This is a genomic window from Halomonas sp. 113 (assembly GCF_904067645.1).
GTDB lineage: Bacteria > Pseudomonadota > Gammaproteobacteria > Pseudomonadales > Halomonadaceae > Vreelandella > Vreelandella titanicae.
The window spans coordinates 489,997-506,815 of record NZ_LR881453.1 but is presented as its reverse complement, the minus strand read 5'-3'; the positions used below and the strand labels follow the sequence as shown (position 1 = coordinate 506,815).

Annotated in this window: 13 protein-coding genes; 7 read left to right on the top strand and 6 right to left on the bottom strand. The window is 55.5% G+C overall.

All coding sequences use genetic code 11. From position 1 onward, the window contains the following. The first annotated feature begins 155 nt into the window (after positions 1-155). Positions 156-1,625, top strand: a complete 1,470-nt coding sequence (locus tag YERSI8AC_RS02580) for a carbon starvation CstA family protein (protein WP_159176009.1) — start codon at positions 156-158, stop codon at positions 1,623-1,625. Positions 1,626-1,851: 226 nt separating this feature from the next. Here the strand turns inward: YERSI8AC_RS02580 and YERSI8AC_RS02575 are convergent, their stop codons facing one another. From YERSI8AC_RS02575 to lptF, 6 genes are all read right to left on the bottom strand, one after another. Continuing rightward, positions 1,852-4,023, bottom strand: a complete 2,172-nt coding sequence (locus tag YERSI8AC_RS02575) for an esterase-like activity of phytase family protein (RefSeq protein WP_159176008.1) — start codon at positions 4,021-4,023, stop codon at positions 1,852-1,854. Positions 4,024-4,368: 345 nt separating this feature from the next. After that, entirely contained in the window at positions 4,369-4,851 is a 483-nt protein-coding gene (bfr, locus tag YERSI8AC_RS02570) for a bacterioferritin (RefSeq protein WP_009288515.1), read from the bottom strand. A gap of 191 nt (positions 4,852-5,042) precedes the next feature. Continuing rightward, positions 5,043-5,249, bottom strand: coding sequence for a (2Fe-2S)-binding protein (locus YERSI8AC_RS02565; RefSeq protein WP_008959830.1), 207 nt, complete (start codon positions 5,247-5,249; stop codon positions 5,043-5,045). Between the two features lie 158 nt (positions 5,250-5,407). Then, a complete protein-coding gene (locus YERSI8AC_RS02560; protein WP_159176007.1) occupies positions 5,408-5,881 on the bottom strand; it encodes an RDD family protein in 474 nt (157 codons plus the stop codon). 67 nt (positions 5,882-5,948) lie between these two features. Beyond that, a complete protein-coding gene (gene lptG / locus YERSI8AC_RS02555) occupies positions 5,949-7,013 on the bottom strand; it encodes an LPS export ABC transporter permease LptG (protein WP_027957800.1) in 1,065 nt (354 codons plus the stop codon). Continuing rightward, entirely contained in the window at positions 7,013-8,092 is a 1,080-nt protein-coding gene (gene lptF / locus YERSI8AC_RS02550) for an LPS export ABC transporter permease LptF (protein WP_027957799.1), read from the bottom strand. The genes lptG and lptF overlap by 1 nt, the downstream gene beginning before the upstream one ends. 146 nt (positions 8,093-8,238) lie before the next feature. Between lptF and YERSI8AC_RS02545 the strand changes: the two genes are divergently transcribed. The 6 genes from YERSI8AC_RS02545 (at position 8,239) to YERSI8AC_RS02520 (ending at position 16,818) form a co-directional block, all read left to right on the top strand. Continuing rightward, positions 8,239-9,759, top strand: a complete 1,521-nt coding sequence (locus YERSI8AC_RS02545) for a leucyl aminopeptidase (RefSeq protein WP_159176006.1) — start codon at positions 8,239-8,241, stop codon at positions 9,757-9,759. Between the two features lie 166 nt (positions 9,760-9,925). Then, entirely contained in the window at positions 9,926-11,023 is a 1,098-nt protein-coding gene (locus tag YERSI8AC_RS02540) for a branched-chain amino acid aminotransferase (RefSeq protein WP_138800417.1), read from the top strand. Positions 11,024-11,123: 100 nt separating this feature from the next. Continuing rightward, positions 11,124-11,561, top strand: a complete 438-nt coding sequence (locus YERSI8AC_RS02535; protein WP_159176005.1) for a DNA polymerase III subunit chi — start codon at positions 11,124-11,126, stop codon at positions 11,559-11,561. 56 nt (positions 11,562-11,617) lie between these two features. Beyond that, complete coding sequence (locus tag YERSI8AC_RS02530; protein ID WP_159176004.1) at positions 11,618-14,086, top strand: HsdM family class I SAM-dependent methyltransferase; 2,469 nt, start codon at positions 11,618-11,620, stop codon at positions 14,084-14,086. Further along, positions 14,083-15,312, top strand: a complete 1,230-nt coding sequence (locus tag YERSI8AC_RS02525) for a restriction endonuclease subunit S (RefSeq protein ID WP_159176003.1) — start codon at positions 14,083-14,085, stop codon at positions 15,310-15,312. Before YERSI8AC_RS02530 ends, YERSI8AC_RS02525 begins: the two co-directional genes overlap by 4 nt. Positions 15,313-15,351: 39 nt before the next feature. Then, positions 15,352-16,818, top strand: a complete 1,467-nt coding sequence (locus YERSI8AC_RS02520) for a Fic family protein (protein WP_236557226.1) — start codon at positions 15,352-15,354, stop codon at positions 16,816-16,818. Position 16,819: the final 1 nt, after the last annotated feature.

Genomic DNA, 16,819 nt, shown 5'->3' with positions numbered 1-16,819 from the left:
AGCCTCTCGGCTGTCCTTTTTTTTGCTTACGGCCCACTAAAGTCTAGCTGTGATTTTATAGTGGTTATCTGTACATTCAGCTCTGCTAAAGAAGTGCCTGCTTGCATGCTCACCGACATGCTCGCCCATCCCCCTCACTGCTCTAGGTACCTTAGATGATCACCTTTATCGTATCGATCCTGCTGCTGATAGCGGGCTACTTTACCTATGGGAAATTCGTTGAGCGTGTGTTTGTCACTGACCGCAAGCGTCAAACGCCCGCTTTCAGCATGCGCGACAACATCGACTATGTGCCGATGAACACTACGCGCAATTCACTCATTCAGTTATTAAACATTGCCGGTGTCGGCCCTATTTTTGGCCCGATTCTCGGCGCTCTGTATGGGCCAGTGGCGTTTGTGTGGATTGTGATTGGCTGTATCTTTGCCGGTGCTGTTCACGATTACCTGACCGGCATGATCTCGATCCGCAACCACGGCGCTCACCTGCCGCAACTGGCCGGCAAGTTCCTGGGTAAAGCGATGAAGCATGTGGTCAATGGTTTCGCGATTCTGCTGCTGCTTTTAGTCGGTACGGTATTCGTCACCTCGCCTGCGGCGCTGCTGGCCAATATGACCTCGCTGTCGTTAACGCTGATCATCGTCGCTATCTTTATTTATTACTTGATTGCCACCCTGCTGCCGATTGATAAGGTCATTGGCCGTATCTACCCCTATTTTGGCGCCCTGCTGCTGTTCAGCGCGGCGGGTATCGGTATCGGCTTGATCATCACGGGCGCTCCGATTCCTGAGCTCTCGTTCCAGAACATGCACCCTGACGCCGCACCGATTTTCCCGCTGCTGTTTTTAACCATCTCCTGCGGCGCGCTTTCAGGTTTTCATGCCACCCAAACGCCGATTATTTCGCGCACCACCCAAAACGAAACCAATGGTCGCAAAATTTTCTACGGCATGATGATCACCGAAGGCATTATCGCGATGATCTGGGCGGCCGCCGCCATGAGCCTGTTCTATGGCGACCAGTCGCTTTCCGATGTGCTGGCGGCCGGTGGCCCTGCTGCGGTGGTCAGCGAAGTTTCTACCACCATGCTCGGCGCTATAGGCGGCACCCTGGCGGTACTCGGCGTTATTGTGCTGCCGATCACCTCGGGCGATACCGCTTTCCGCAGCGCGCGGATGATCATCGCCGACTACATTAAGATCGATCAAAAGCCGATTATGAAGCGCGTCATGGTCGCTCTACCGCTGTTTGTGGTGTCTTACGCGTTAACGCACATGGACTTCACACTGCTGTGGCGCTACTTCTCCTGGGCGAACCAAACCACCGCCGTGATCGCGCTGTGGGTAGGCACCATGTACCTGGTGCTGTCGCGTAAGCCTCACTGGATTACCTCGTTCCCAGCCACCTTTATGACCATGGCCACGTTTACCTACTTAGCCTACGCGCCGATCGGTTTTGGTCTACCGCTGCAGCTAAGCTATGTGGTGGCCGCGTTAGGCACACTCCTTTGCATTGCGCTGTTTATGAAGCGTGTCCGTCGCCTAAGCCGGGCAACTTTTGCTGTTGATGAGCCGGCGGTACCAAGCCAGTTTGTGGACAGCGGTGAGGCGATTGCCGCTAAATAGTTAGGCGCTCCATAACGTTACCGCCACACTTTCTTCACAGGACGCTCTTCACAAGACACTCTCCACACAAGAGTCACGCCACAAAAAAGGGCACACATCAGCCACATAACCGTGTTTGATGCGTGCCCTCGCTTTTTCTCCTATCTCTTTTATCCTACCTTTTCTCCCCTACTCCTCATGTTTATCGCTTCCATGCTGCTGCGGTATAGACGAATACAGGCAGGGACTACTCTAGCGGTATCGACCAGAAGTAGGTCTCGCCGGAACTATCGTCCACACCGTCGTTGTCGCTGACCAGCCAGGCGTTGCCATTATCGTTGACCGCCATTCCTTCAATCTTGTCCACCACAAAGCCGTTGTAGCTGGCTAGGTCGGGAATCAGGTCGCGCACTAGCTGTTTCTCGACCACCGGCAGTTCACCGCCCAGCGGGGTGGGTTGCAGGCCGTCGAGGGCAACGCGGGTCACTTGCTTAACCTTAGCCTCGGCGCCGATCTGGTTGTCGCGCTCGATCAGATACAGCCAATCGCCATGGGCAGTGATTTCGGAGAGGCCAATCCAACCCTGTTCCACGTTATCCAGCGGGTAATGAACAGCGGCCCACTCGCCACTGTCGATATCAAAACGCAGCAGCTTGACCATGCCCTCGGGGTCATCCTGCCAAGGGCGCTGCACCGCCAGCCACAGTTGATCATCAATGCGCGTGACGCCTTCTAATCCCCACTTCAATGCCTGTTGAGCGAGCGCCTCGGGCAGTGCAATTCCTTGGATAATCTCGCCGTCGGAACCCACATGATAAAGGGTGTTGGCAAGGCCTTTGTCGTTACCTTCGGAAGCGACCCAGAAGCCACCTTCACCATCGGTGGTAATGCCTTCCATATCCAGCCCTAGCGCAGGCTCACCGTTGCGGGTCACGTCCAGTGCTGCCGTAATCCGCGCCGGGGAGGCTGAGGGGTCGATGGTAAAGATGCGCGGCTGGGCGCTGTAGAAGCTGTCGTTGACCGCGTAGAGCATGTCATCAGCGGCGACCAAACCGGAAAGTGCGCCCCAGCCGATCAGTTCATCAGCGCCCGCCGAGGTCAGGGTGGGATAGACCGCTGGCGCATCCTGGTATTGATAAATCATGACATGGGCGCGGGGGCCGCCGTCTTCGCCCAGATCCCCTTCATTGGCGGTGGCTAACAGGCCACGGCTGGGAATCGCCACGGCGCCTTCGGGAGACAGGCCCGAGGGCAGTAGCTGGGTGAGCTGCGGTTCGGCCAGGTTGCTAACGTCATAAACGCCCACCAGCGAGCCGCGCTCGGAAAGCAGGAAGACATAGGGCGTACCTTCGAACACCGCAAACTCCATCCCCTCCGGCTCGCTGCCTTTGGCATCCGAACGCTTATCGGGGTAGTGACCCGCTTCAATCACCGCGCGCTCGAATGAAGTACCTGACTCGTATACCACCTCGCCACGCTTGTTGAAGATCGTCCAGCCGCGCGCGCCGCCATCCATATCGCCTTCGTTGGCAATAGCGAAGTGGTCGTTGTCGATCCACTGCAAAGCGTCCGGCTCACGCAGGCGCTCGGCTTGCTGCTCGTTGAAAATCAGCGCACCGTCATCGCTGGCGTCAATGCCGTCCAGGTCGACAGTCCCGGCACTGAAATCCGCCACCACCTTTCCGGCGTAGTCGAGCACCACCAGGTGGTTGTTCTCCTGCACGGTGACGACGGTCTCACCCAGGGTATTGATATCGACAAACTCCGGCTCGGGATCCTCGGGGGAGATCTCAGCGAGCCCGGTTACGTCGGCGTAGAGCAGGCTGTCACAGTTAACCAGCCCTTCCGCATTGATCTTCACCAGAGCCACGGAACCGCCGGGCATCTGCGGTACACGTCCATCGCCCGCCTCTTCGTCGCGTTCGTTCTCAATGGCGACAGCGACAAAGCGCCCATCGGGGGCCGCAGCGGAAGCTACACTATCGGGCTGTCCGTCCAGCGGGCAGGAGGCGAGTATCTCGCCACTGGCTAAATCGACCGTGCGCAGCTCACCGGAAGGCTCGCTGTAGGAAACCGATGTATTCACTCCGACATAGGCCATATTGCCGAGCACCGATACGGCCGTAGGCTCGCCGTCCATAACGATATTACCCAGCGGTTGCGGATTAGCCGGGTCACTGATATCGATGCGCCCGATCACGCCCAGCGGGCTATCGGTATACACCAGCGTCATGCCATCACCGGAGGCAGCAATGATTTCAGGCGCGGTCTCGCGTGTACGATCCTCGCCCTCAGCCATATTATCGGGAACCGCAAAGCTGGCGATGCGGTTGAAATGTTTATCTGCCGCGCCTGCCGCTTGCGTGGCGGCCAGCACAACAGCCAGCGCCAACAGGGTTGGTCTGCGTTTGAGTATCATGATGGAGTTAATCCCTTGCCTAAGCTTAAGAAACGACTGATTAAGTTATTAAACTTGCTATGTCCGATTAACCATCCAACATCATAACGATGTCAGGCTTATGACACTCACTGGCTAAGTTAGCGCCGTTGGCTATCGGCACACCTCAGCGCGAAATCCAGGTTGCCGCGAAGATGGGTAAGTAGTGAAGGAACGCATAGGGGAAAAGGGAAGCAGGAAAATCGATAGGTTAAAGGAGACCTTAGAACGAAAGCAGCCAGTCAATTAGCCCTGACTGGCTGCTTTTTAGCTAGTTTTGGTTGCTAGCTTACTTCTATACATACGCGACATACGCGCGATAGCGTTTTACTCGTCGCCTGCCATCTGCATTTGGCGTTGCATGTAATTCTGAATACCCACCTTGTCGATCAAACCAAGTTCCGTTTCGATGTGATCGATATGGTCTTCTTCGTCGGCGAGCAGATCGCGGAGCATGTCGCGGGTAACGTAATCTTTAACGCTTTCACAATAGGTGATGGCTTCGATGTAGTCGTTGCGGCCATCGTGCTCAATTTTTAGATCGCTTTCGAGCATTTCTTTGACGTTTTCGCCAATGTGCAGCTTGCCCAGGTCTTGCAGGTTGGGAATGCCTTCCAGGAATAGGATACGCTCGATGATCTTGTCAGCGTGCTGCATCTCTTCGATGGACTCATCGTATTCCCACTTGGCGAGTGCTTTTAGGCCCCAGTCTTTGTACATCTTGGCGTGCAAAAAGTACTGATTGATCGCAACCAGTTCGTTGCCGAGCGCCTTATTGAGATGCTCAATAACTTTCGTATCACCTTTCATGACGTCACCTTTTCTACTGTAATGCTGATGTTTAATCTAGTTTAGACAATACGATCAAGCAGTTACGTTTGGAGAAGAGTATAGGCGCAAATAGCTATACCCCCAGCGTTTCTGAGAGTATAGATAAGATGATTAAAAGTTCAAGCAAATCAGTTATTTGCTAAAGATAACCCTAACAATAGTGATTCGCGTCACACGGCGTAGGCAAGGCCCATATCGGCTTCTTGACGTGCTTCCTGAACGGCATCGCGGGTAATTGATTTAGCGTAGCACGCGCACTTACCGCACTGCGTTGCGCAGCCGGTTGCCTCGCGTACTTCTCGCCAGCTGCGCGCTCCATCGCTAACGTGCTGGCGAATCTGATGATCGGTTACTCCCTTGCACACGCAAACGTACATGGCGACACCTCATAAAAATCATGAGATGAATGTAAATGATTCGCATACATCTTATCAAGTAGAAATGACTGCTTTTTGCTATCCATTCGTCTTAATAAGCAAGAGCCGCAAAATAACGTACTGGCGTAAAAGCACTTTTTGCCCCATGCCAGCTGCAATTATTTTTTCGGCAAAACCACCGTTTGCGTGTTGGAAGCAATATCCGGCCAGCTACGCCGCTGTTTATCGAACAGCACCCATAAGTAGCCCAAACCAAATGCCAGTAGCGAGAGCCACGCCACCGCACAGCGAATCAGGCACTGCTTCAAGTTCAGCGAATAGCCATCTGCTGCCTGCACCCGCAGCCGCCACGCCTGCATACCCAAGGTCATACCTCCGCGTGACCAGGAAAAAACAAAAAACAGCGTGACAAAAAACACCAGCATGAGGCGCAGGCTCCAAATATCGCTGGCCGTCGTGCCAATCTCTTCGGGCTGCTGACCAAGCACATAACGGAAAAACAGCATATGCACGACGGTCACCGCAATCCAAATCGCGGTGACCAAAAAGCCGTCATACAGCATGGCGCCCAGTCGTCGGCCAAGGCCGGCTGGCCATACGCTGTCCAACTGAGTAAAGCGTCGTGTTTGCATAGTTCTCTTCGTGGTTGCTGGCTGTTTCTGGACGATACGAGGCTGTGATGGCTAACTATTGCGGCCATTAACCATTGCGACGTAGAAAATAGATCCCGACCCCGGCGCAGGCCAGAGTCGGCACCAGTACGGCCCAGACGGGTGAAAAGCCAAATATCGTCGAGGCGGGCGCCAGTAGATCCTGAACGTACTTAAAGCTCAGCCCAGTGACAACGCCATAAAACACCCGAGTACCAGCGGCCACGGTGCGCAGCGGGCCAAATACAAAGGAGGCGGCAATCAGCACCAGCGACCCCATGGTGAGCGGCATCAGCATCTTCTGCCAAAAATAGAGCAGTGCCTGATCATTCTGCAGGTTCTGCTCTTCAAGGAACTGGGCATAGGCCCAAAGCTCGCTGGGCGCCTGACTCTCAATATCGCGCAGCAGCCTCTCTAGCTGGGTGGGGGTGAAAGAGGTGTCCCAGCCCATGCTTGCCGTCTGCTCAGACTCAGTGTGATCGTCAAAAATACGCGTGGTGGCGACGTTTTCCAAACGCCAGGCATCGTTTTCCCAGTGTGCGCGCTGAGCGTAAGTGGCTTCGACCAGTTGGCGGTCATCAAAGCGATAGCGGGTTAAATCGAGCACGACGTTATCCGCGCGAATTGCCCCAAAACGGTAGACGCTGTCACCCTCTATCTGCCAGCCGCTGCGACTGGTCAACACAGCGCCTTCACCCTGGAGTTTTTCCAGCCGCCACGCCTCGGCATACTGCTCGGTGCGTGGGCTAACGTATTCGGCAACTAACAGCACCACGACCACGACCACCAGCACGGGTTTCATCACCCCCCATACAATGCGCGCCAGAGAACGCCCAGCGGCGCGCATAACGGTAAGCTCATTGCTGGAAGCCATGCTGCCTAAGCCAATCAGCGCGCCAATTAATACGGCTACCGGGGCGTACTGATAGAATCGCCAAGGCGTGCGCATTAGCAGGTAAAGCAGCGCATCGAAGGCGGTATAGCCCGCCTGCACATCGCCTAAATCATCGATATAAGCGATGGTAATATCCAACCCCAGCAGCACGAACTGAACGACGATAATGGCCGCCAGCACGTTGCGGGCGATATAACGATCAAGACGGTCAAGCACCATTATCGCATCCCCTTGCGTTGCGAGCGCCATAGCAATAATAGGCCCAGCCCTAAAAACAGCCCATGGACTGGCCACACGCCCAGCGTGGTGGACCAAGTGCCACTGCCAATCGCATCGACAACCGCGAGCAGCAGACTAAGATAGGCGACGTATAAAAATACCGCGGGCAGCAGTTTGCCAAAGCGCCCCTGGCGGGGATTAACCCGGGAAAGCGGCTGCGCCATCAAGGCCAGCACAAACACCATAAGCGGGAGCCCTGCCCGCCACTGCCACTGGGCTTGGGCACGGGGGCTTGGATTACTCCATAGCGCAGGCGTAGTGGCGTACTCCAGTGAATCCAGTTCCTGCCGGTCGCGATTCAGCCCTAGTCGCAATGTATAACGCTCAAACGTTAGCCGCTCGGCGCTCTTATCGCCCGGCGTCACCCCGTAGCGCTCACCGTCATCCAACACCAGAAAACGGCTACCCGTTTCGAGGCGGGTTTCCTGATAGCCCGATGCCGCCCGGGTAACGTAGTCGTGAGTACCTTCGTCGCCTTGTTGGTTCTGCTCGTGCACCAGCACATCCTGCATTTCCGTTCCGTCGCTTGAGAAGCTGCCGATGTAAGCGGTACGGCCACCGCCGAACTCTTGAAAGCGCCCCGGCGCCAACACGGAAACATCCAGGCGACTGCGCTGTTCTTCCAGCGCGGTCTCGGTTTGCAGCGCCCCAAAAGGCGTTAGCCACAGGCTGCAGACACCGACCAGTACCGCCACCACGCTGGCAGGCAGCAACGTCACCTTCAATAGCCGCGTGGGGCTCATCCCACAGGCGACCATTACAGTGATTTCGCTGTTCATATAGAGCTGCCCGTAGGCGAGCAGGATGCCTAGAAAAAACGACAGCGGTAGAATCAGTTCCATAAAGCCAGGCAGGTGAAACATCATCAGACTGCCTAGCATGGTGACGGGAATATCGCCCTCCGCCGCGTCCGAAAAATAGCGGATAAAGCGGCTGCCCATAATCACCAGCAGTAGAATGCCAGCGACTGCCGACATGGTGAGTAATACTTCGCGAGTTAGATACCGAAATAAAATCAACGCGCTCTCCGGCTAGTCGTGCAGGATGCCATGCAATAAGCGTATGGCTTGGGTACACTAATCAAACTATTTTCAGTCCCTTTTCAAAATCAAAAGCAACGGGGCATTATCCCGAATCCCTCGATGCTTGTCTTGTTGGAGACGTCATGGAATTTTCCGTTCAGACCGCGAACCCAGCCAAAGCTGAAACACCCTGCCTTTTGGTGCCGGTTTATAAAGGGGGCGACTTCCTGCCCACCGTTGCCAAACTGGACGACGCCAGCGAGCGCCTGATTGGCCAATTGCTCGAACGCGGCGACTTTGACGCAGCACTGGGCAACGTGCAACTGGTACCCTTTGCGCCAGGCCTGGGGGCCGAACGCATTTTGCTGGTGGGCTTGGGAGAGCGCGAAAAATGCCAGGAAGCGGCCTTCATCAAGGCGCTGGATGCGGCCATGACCGCGCTAGTGAAACTGCCTATTGACGAAGCCAGCGTAGTATTTGGCGATGTTCCGTTGACTGACCGCGATGCGGCCTGGAAAGCACGCAAGGTAATGGAAGCTGCGGAGCGGGCTATCTATCGCTTTGATCAGTTCAAATCCTCGCCCACGCCAACCCCCAGCCTTGCCAAGCTGACGTTAATTATCACCGATGCCGACGCTGTCCCGCAGGCTAAGCAGGGTGCGCTAGTGGGCAACGCTATTGGCCAAGGCATCAACTACACCCGCACGCTGGGCAACCTGCCCGGTAACGTCTGTACGCCCAGCTATTTAGCCGAGCAGGCAGAGCAGTTGGGTCGCGACTCACAAGGCGCGCTCGAGGTCGATATTCTCGATGAAGAAGCGCTGGAAGCCCTGGGTGCAGGCTCGCTACTATCCGTAGGCCGCGGCAGCAAAGAGCCGACACGCCTGATCGTTATGAAGTACCAGGGCGCCGAAGAAAGCGAAGAAGCACCCCATGTATTGGTAGGCAAAGGCATTACTTTTGATACCGGCGGTATTTCGCTCAAGCCCGGCGAAAGCATGGACGAAATGAAGTTCGATATGTGCGGCGCCGCCAGCGTGTTCGGCACCGTCAAAGCGGTATTGGCGATTAAACCCAAGCTCAACCTGGTATTTATCGTTGCCGCCGCGGAAAACATGCCAGATGGCAATGCCACCAAGCCCGGTGACATCATCAAAACCCTCAAAGGTTTGACCGTCGAAGTGCTTAACACCGACGCGGAAGGCCGCCTGGTGCTGTGCGATGCACTCACCTACGCCGAGCGCTTTACTCCCGCCAGTGTAGTGGATATCGCCACTCTCACCGGCGCCGTAATTATTGGCCTGGGCCACCACGCCACCGGCCTGCTCTCCAACGACGATGACTTGGCACTGGATCTGCTGGATGCGGGCGAAGCCGCCTGGGATCGCGCCTGGCACTTGCCGCTGTGGGATGAGTATCAAGAGCAGCTTGAGTCCAACTTTGCCGACCTTGCCAATATTGGTGGCCGCCCCGCGGGCACGATTACCGCTGCGTGCTTCTTGTCACGCTTTGCCGATCACTTCCCCTGGGCGCACCTGGATATCGCCGGCACCGCATGGCACTCCGGCAAGCAAAAAGGCGCCACCGGCCGCCCCGTTGGGCTGTTAACCCAGTACCTGCTTGACCGTGAAGCAGACGCCCAAGTAGAAAATAGCGACGTCTAACAACACAATCGGGCAATCAACGGTTGCCTTTATTTGACGCAACCGTTACACCTAAACCCATTAGCGTGTGCCTTATCTCAAGGCACACGCTACGACCACTTTAACGCTTATATTACGACGCCTATATTTGCCCTTCAGGGCTTGGATCAAGTAGAGAGAACATGCCGTGCCCACTAACTTTGAGATTCTGCCATCCAACCAGCCGATAGCCGATGAGATCCGTGACAACATTCTCAAAAACCCCGGCTTTGGCAAACACTTTACCGATCACATGGCCCATGTGCGCTGGACGGTTGACGCCGACTGGCACGGCCACCAAGTGCGCCCTTACGGCCCGCTAACGCTGGATCCCGCCGCCTCTGTGCTGCATTACGGCCAGGAAATTTTTGAGGGCATCAAGGCCTATCGCCATGCCGACGGCTCTATCTGGACGTTCCGCCCTGAGAAAAACGCCGAGCGCTTCCGCCGCAGTGCCCGCCGGTTAGCGCTGCCGGAACTTTCCGATGAAGACTTTATTGGCTCGCTAAAAGCGCTATTAGCGCAAGACCATGTCTGGGTACCGACACCCGCCAGCGCCTCTGACGAGTGCAGCCTCTACCTGCGTCCGTTTATGATCGCCTCAGAAGCCTTCTTGGGCGTACGCCCCGCCCATGAGGTGGACTACTACGTGATCGCCTCCCCCGCGGCGGCGTACTTTAAAGGCGGCATTGCCCCGGTATCAATCTGGCTCTCGTCTAACTACAAGCGCGCAGCCCCCGGCGGTACTGGCTTTGCCAAGTGTGGCGGTAACTACGCTGCTTCATTGGCTGCGCAGAAAGAGGCCGAAGCCCACCAGTGTGGTCAGGTCGCGTTCCTCGATGCCGCTGAAAACAAGTGGGTGGAAGAACTCGGCGGCATGAACCTGTTCTTCGTCTTCAAAGATGGCCGCTTGGTGACCCCGCGCCTGACCGACACGATTTTGGAAGGCGTGACCCGCAACTCGGTACTAACCCTGGCGAAAGATGAAGGCCTAACGCCGGAAGAGCGCCCGATTAGCATTGACGAATGGCGCGAAGGCGCGGCGTCTGGCGAGATCACCGAGATCTTTGCCTGCGGTACCGCCGCGGTTATCACCCCAGTAGGTGAACTGGTCAGCGAAAACGAGCGTATCAAGCTAGCTGCCGGTGGCAATAATGAGATTGCCATGCGCATTCGTACCAAGCTGCTCGACCTGCAGTATGGCCGCAGCGAAGATAAGTACGGCTGGCTAACCCAGCTGGTTTAAGCGGTTTTAAAACCAGCGCTTATCCTTTCAGCACCGCCGCATTCTTGCGGCGGTGCTGTTTGCAATCGACGTATCTGAAATCGTTTTACCTGGAACCGCTATGGCGCGCATTGATTTCTACATTCTGCCCGATACCACGCTAGAAGCGCGCTTGCAGTTTGCTTGCAAGCTCGCCGAGACCATCTGGCGCAAAGGCTACCGCCTGCATCTCCACTGTGAAGACAAAGCCCTCGCCGAGCAGGCCGATAACGCGCTATGGAATTTCCGTCCGGACGCCTATTTACCCCACGCCCTGGAAGATAGCGAAATGGCCGCCAGCGTACCGATTACGCTAGGCTGGCAGCGACTGCCGGTGCCTACAGAAGAGACCGCTCTACTGAACCTGCACCCCGATATCCCTGAAGGCGTAGAGCGCTACGCGCGGATCGCTGAGATTATTAATCAGCATCAACAAGTGCTAGTCGCCAAACGCGCCTGCTGGCAGCGTTATAAAGAGATGGGCCATGAGGTCGTGCCGCATAAGTTGGGTAATGGCTGAGATAGTTTGTAAACAAGTACGATCAAAATCAAAATTAGGTTGAGCAAGTAACCCATATGGCCATCAAGAAATCCGAACTTTACTCCTCCCTCTGGGCCTCCTGCGATGAGCTGCGCGGGGGAATGGACGCGTCCCAGTACAAGGACTACGTCCTGTTTATGCTGTTTATCAAATACATTTCAGATAAATACGCTGACTCGGACGACTTCGCCCCGCCGGTAGTCATCCCCAAGGCCGCCAGTTTCAAGGACATGATTCAGCTCAAGGGCAAGAGCGACATTGGCGACAAGATCAACACCCAGATCATCCAGCCGCTGATCGACAATAACGCCCGACTGGCGCGCAGCGACTTCCCGGATTTCAACGACCCCAACAAGCTGGGCGAAGGCCAGGCGATGATCGATCGCCTCACCAACCTGATTGGCATTTTCCAGAAACCAGAGTTGGATTTTGCCAAAAACCGCGCCGAGCACGATGATATTCTTGGCGATGCCTACGAATATCTGATGCGCCACTTCGCCAGTGAAAGCGGTAAGAGCAAGGGCCAGTTCTACACCCCCTCGGAGGTCAGCCGGGTCATTTCACAAGTGATCGGGATTTCCCCGAAGACTGCCGTGGCTGCCACTACTGCTTATGACCCAACGTGTGGGTCGGGCTCGCTGCTACTCAAAGTCGCCGCTGAAGCGGGTAAATATATCACCCTGGAAGGCCAGGAAAAGGACGTGACCACTGCGGGTCTCGCCCGCATGAACATGATCCTGCATAACTTCCCCAGCGCCAACATTCTGCAGGGCGATACGTTAGCCAACCCGAAATTCAAGAGTGACAACGGCCAAGGGCTGCGCACTTACGATTATGTGGTGGCCAATCCGCCCTTTTCCGACAAGGCCTGGAGTACCGGCTTAACCCCGGAGGATGATGAGTTTCAGCGCTTCAGTTGGGGCGTGCCGCCTGCCAAGCAGGGCGACTACGCCTACTTGCTGCACATCGTCCGCTCCATGAACAGCAACGGCAAAGGCGCGGTGATTTTGCCCCACGGCGTACTCTTCCGGGGCAACGCCGAAGCCGTCATCCGCAAGCAACTGGTGCGCTCCGGTATTCTCAAAGGCATCATCGGCTTGCCCGCTAACCTCTTCTACGGCACCGGCATCCCCGCTTGCATCCTGGTGTTGGATAAAGAGAACGCACAGGCAAGGAAAGGCATCTTTATGATCGATGCCTCAAAAGGCTTTATCAAAGACGGCAACAAAAACCGCCTGCGTGAGCAGGATATCCATCGCATGGTGGACTCCTTCCAAAAGCAAGTGGCTGTGTTGCGCTATGCCCGTATGGTGCCCTTTGACGAAATTGCCGATCCCAAAAACGATTTCAACCTCAACCTGCCCCGCTACATTGATACCAGCGAGCCAGAAGACCAGCACGACATCCACGCCCACTTGAACGGCGGCATTCCTTTACGGGATATCGACGGCGACACGCACGCCATTCCACCGGTGCCAGGCCTGGCTGCCTACTGGCAGGTATTTCCGCAGTTACGCCAAGCCCTGTTTCGGCCCAACCGCCGCTCAGGCTACGCCGCCCCAGCGGTAGATGCTGTAGCCATTAAACCCGCGATTCTTAAACACCAAGAGTTCGCCGCTTTCCGCCAGGAAGTGATTGGACTGTTCAACGACTGGCGCGAGCGTAACACGCCACACCTGAAAGCCTTCGGTGAAGACAGCCAACCCAAGGCACTGATCACCGAAGTCGGTGAAGATCTGCTCGACAGTTTCCGTCAGGCTCCACTGCTGGATCCTTACGACATCTACCAACACCTGATGGACTACTGGTACGAGACACTACAGGACGACGCCTACGAAATCGCCGCCGACGGCTGGGTGGCCAAAACACGCCGCATCAAGGAAGAAATCACCACCGGCAAGAAAAAAGGCCAACTAAAAGATAAAGGCTGGACGTGCGATCTACTGCCCAAGCCTTACATCGTCGCGCACTACTTCGCCGACCAACAGGCCGAGCTCGATGCGTTGCAAAGCGAGCTGGACAGCCTCGCCAGTCAGATCACCGAGCTGGAAGAAGAACACGGCGGCGAAGATGGTGCCTTTGCCGAGCTGGACAAAATCAACAAGGGCGAAGTCACCAAGCGCCTGAAAGAGATCAAAAAAGATCCCGACTACGCTGATGAGGCCACTGTCCTCAAACAGTGGAGCGACCTGGAAAAGCGCCAAAGCGAACTGAAAAAGCAAATCAAGGAGCAAGACGCCGAACTCGACCAGCTCGCCCACAACAAATACCCAGAGCTCACCGAAGCCGAGATCAAAACCCTGGTAGTCGACCACAAATGGCTTACCGCCCTGGAAGCTGCCGTACAGGGGGAACTGGAACGCGTCTCCCAAACTTTGACCTACCGCGTACGCGAGCTAACTGAGCGCTACGCTACGCCCCTGCCACAACTCACCCAACGAGTTGAAGAGCTATCATCCAAAGTGGATGAGCATCTGAAAAAGATGGGAGTCGAGTGGGCATGAACCGGGGAGCATTGGAAGTTCAGGAAGTGTCGCCGGGGTATGGTTTTTTGGCCGCAAAGCCAGCGGTGCCTGACGGGTACAAGCAAACTGAGGTGGGGATAATACCTGAAGATTGGGAAGCCCCTTTAGTAGGAGATGTTTGCGGCTGCATTGTCCCCGGCAGGAATAAGCCAAAGGTTTTCGATGGAATTATTCCATGGATCACAACACCCGACTTGGATGGCGGTAAACTCGTCACCACATCTAAAGCCGGACTCTCTATATCTCTCGCCGAGGCAAAATCCGTAGGTTCAAAAATAATTCCGCCTGGATCAATTCTTATGTCATGTGCAGGCGAGCTGGGCATTGTTGCAAAAACAGCAAGTGAAATTGTTGTAAACCAGCAATTACATGCCTTTCTACCGAAAGGGCGTATATATGCTGACTTTTTATTATATGCCCTTTCCCATCGAAAAGACCAAATTGCTGCGCTCGGCACCAAAACCGCTGTCCCATACTTGAACAAAAGTAGCTGCAACTCGATTCCTATTCCACTTGCGCCGCTTTGCGAGCAGCGCGCCATCGCCACCGCCCTAAGCGATGTAGATGCCCTATTAGAAGAACTGGATCGCCTGATCGCCAAAAAGCGCGCTATCAAACAAGCCTCTATGCAACAACTCCTTACCGGCCAAACCCGCCTACCGGGGTTTGAGGGGGAGTGGGAGACGAAGCGATTAGTGGAAATTGCGTCTCTTCAGCGTGGCTTCGATTTACCAACCTCGCGCCTAAAGCACGGCGATTACCCTGTTGTCTATTCCAACGGGATATGGGGATATCATTTGAAAGCGATGGTTAAAGGCCCTGGCGTTGTTACCGGGAGATCAGGCACCCTCGGTCGCATTCATTATATTGAGGAGGACTATTGGCCTCACAATACGACGTTATGGGTAACTAACTTTCACAACAATAACCCTAAATTTATTTCATATTTATACGAGAAAGTAGGGTTTGAGCGTTTTGCTTCCGGCTCTGGAGTTCCAACCTTAAATCGAAACGACGCACACGGCTACGAAGTAGCTATACCTCCGTCTAATGAAGAACAGGCTGCCATCGCCGATACCCTCTCAAATAACGATGCTGAACTCGAGGCCCTCGAACAACGCCGTACCAAGACTACCGCCCTCAAAAAAGCCATGATGCAGGAACTGCTGACTGGGAGAACTCGCCTGGTAAACTCCGCTGGTTAGAAACGTGAGGGAAAAGAAATTTATGCCCAAGCAGGAATCATGAAAATAGATCAGAACGAACTGCTAAGCACACTCACCCGCGGAGAAGACAGCCGCCACCAGTTCAAACGCGATGCCACCAACGTGGATGGCCTTGCCGCTGAACTGGCTGCCTTTGCCAACAGTGGCGGTGGCTGGTTGTTTCTGGGCGTTAATGATGACGGCTCGATTGTGGGGCTGGATGGCGCGGCAGTGCGGCGGCTGAACCAGCTACTTGGCAATGCCGCTTCTCAGCATGTGCGCCCGCCAGTGCATCCGTTGAGCGAGAATGTGCAGACGGATCAGGGCATTGTGATAGCGATCGAGGTACCTGATGGCTTAGCCAAACCATATCTCGATAATCAAGGCCGCATCTGGGTGAAACAAGGCTCTGATAAGCGCCATGTGACCTCCCGAGAAGAGCTGCAACGCATGTTCCAGCGCTCCGGGCTGGTCTACGCCGATGTGGTGCCAGTAGCGGGCACTTCCACCGATGATATCGACGAAAAGGCTTTTACCGCTTACTTCAATCGTCGCTATGGTGAGAGCAGTGAGTTCTCGGGCCTGACACGGGAGCAGTTGCTGCAGAACCTGGGGTTGGGCGATGGACAGGAGCTGAATCTGGCGGGGCTGATGCTGTTTGGTCGCAATCCCCAGCGCTGGCGCCCTGCCTTTGAAGTGAAGGCGGTGGCCTTCCCCGGCACCGTACTGCACGATACCCGCTACCTGGATAGCGAAGATATCAAGGGCACCCTACTGGAGCAGTTCCGGGGCGCTTTCGCCTTCATCAAGCGCAACCTTCACCATGTACAGCACGGGCGAAGCTTCAATACATTGGGCGAGCTGGAGGTTCCTGAAACGGCGCTGGAAGAGTTGCTGGTCAATGCATTGATCCATCGGGACTACTTCACCAGCGCTTCGATCCGCATCATGATCTTTGCCGACCGGGTGGAGATCGTCAGCCCTGGCCACTTGCCAGATAGCCTAAGCGCGGAGGATATTAGCCGGGGTAAGACCATCCGCCGCAACCCAACGCTCACCGAACATGCCAGCCATATTTTACCCTATCGCGGGATGGGCAGCGGTATCCCCCGCGCGCTGGAAGCCTGGCCACAAATTGACCTAGTGGACGACGCGGCGGGAAATCAGTTCAGCACGGTAATCTGGCGACCGGAAGCAGAGTGGCCCGGGGAAGTGACCGACCAAGTCACTCCACCAGTCACCCCACCAGTCACCCCACCAGTCGCTCCACCAGTGGGGAGGCTGCTGGGGCTGTTGGCAGAAGAGGGTGAACTTTCGAATGCTAGCCTCAGGGAACGCTTGAATCTCAAGGATCGCACCCATGTGCGTCAGCACTATATCGATCCGGCTCTGGAACAGGGATTAATTGAGTATACGATTCCAGATAAACCCAATAGCCGCCTGCAAAAATACCGCCTAACGGCTGCTGGCCAAGCATGGCTGCAACAACAGAACAACAAGGGATAAT